The organism is Psychroserpens mesophilus, assembly GCF_000826645.1.
In the GTDB taxonomy this organism is placed as follows: domain Bacteria; phylum Bacteroidota; class Bacteroidia; order Flavobacteriales; family Flavobacteriaceae; genus Psychroserpens; species Psychroserpens mesophilus.
On sequence record NZ_JXJP01000052.1, the window covers coordinates 1 to 1,666 of the forward strand.

Sequence of the window (1,666 nt, forward strand, 5' to 3'; positions counted from 1 at the left end):
CTTACCAAAAAATTGTTTGATAGCACAACAATTGATTATTAGCATTTATTTACAGCTGGGATTTAGTTCTGGCGATGTTCTGAATATTCAGGATATTATAGTTTAAGGCTTATTCGCAACGATTCGATTGCGGTTTAGCTGACAGTAGTTTATGTATTGTCACATATAAATGTTAAGATAATTTTAATTTAAAACCAAATGTTATGTTTATGAGCAATTTTACCCGAAGTGGTGGTCGCGCCTCAATCTGGCAGACTATTACAAATTTATCGTGTTGTAGCATTGATTTTATTACCAGACAAAGAAGTAGCATGAAGGCGATAGCCTTTCTCATGCTTTTTTCGTTTAGTATAAGTTCAGTGATGGCACAATCGGCAGAGCGAAGTACTTTCTTCGATCGCTGCCAGGAAGACGCCCCTCCAGGCCCAAGTGAGGCAGATGTGGCGAACTTATATTTAAATCAATGTGGTGATATACCAGCAGAGGTTGTCAAGACAGCAGTAATGTCAGGCGATGATTGTGGATGGTTTGTCGAGTACACCTACGATGTAAAGTGTGGTTCTTTTGAAGAGCAGATTAAAGTTGATTACCAAGGAGGTGATTTAACACCACCATCATTAAATGATGGCGCTCAAGTACCAACAGGAGCAGAGAACTTAAACTTATGTTTTTCTCAGGCACCAAGTGGTCCAAAGGTATCAGTGATCGCTGCACTTTATTCAGATAATTGTAGTGATATTACCGTAACCAAATTTGGATCACCACAAGGTGATGATTGTTCATGGACTGCAAATTACAAGTATCAGATTATGGATGCTTGTGGTAACATGGCCGCAGAATTAGATATAAACTATAGTGGAGGCGATACCCAAGCACCACAATTAAATAAAGGGGCAGAAGTTCCAACAGGAGCAACAGGATTAAATTTATGTTATGATAACAAGCCATTAGGCCCAACAGAGGCAGAAATAGCAGCGTTGTTTTCTGATAATTGTGGTACAGTAACAGTAACAAAATCTTTAGCAACAGAAAAGGGTAACGATGATTGTAAATGGTTATCAGCCTTTGAATATACGATACAAGATTCATGTGGAAATTTTGCTTCACCAATCTTTATTGAGTATATGGGAGGTGATTCAGAGGATCCTGTATTAAGTGGAGTTCCAGTAGATACGGAAGTTTCTTGTATTGATTTGATACCAGTACCAGCTAACGTAACAGCAACCGATAATTGTAAAGATAACATTCAGGTTGTATTTACCACGAATGATGACAATTTAGGATTAGCCTGTGAAGGTGGCGAGCTTATAAGAACATGGACAGCAACAGATGATTGTGGAAACTCAGTATCAGAGAGTCAGACAATTGTAGTTTTACCTGCACCAATGGCAGAGTTTGCACCAGTCTCACCAGAGACAATTTCATGTGAGGCAGCCTTTGGTTTTCAAGCACCAAATTTAGCATACAGTAATGGCGTTTCAAAGAGTGCCTGTTCAATTCAAGGTTCAGTACCAGGGAATGCAACAGCAGATTTCACAGTTTGTGGAGGAAGTATTACAGTAAACTGGACATTCTCAGATGAGTGTGGACGTACCATTAACGCAGAGAAAGTTTATACAGTAACACCAGCACCAGCAGCGATCTTAGATCCGTTAGAGAATTTCAC

The 1,666-nt window shown here is 39.3% G+C and carries 1 protein-coding gene; it reads left to right on the forward strand.

The genetic code is table 11. The annotated features are described in order from the left end of the window. Positions 1-209: 209 nt before the first annotated feature. Positions 210-1,666, forward strand: a 1,457-nt coding sequence (locus TD18_RS16410) for an HYR-like domain-containing protein (RefSeq protein ID WP_152611408.1), incomplete at its 3' end; no start/stop codon positions are given.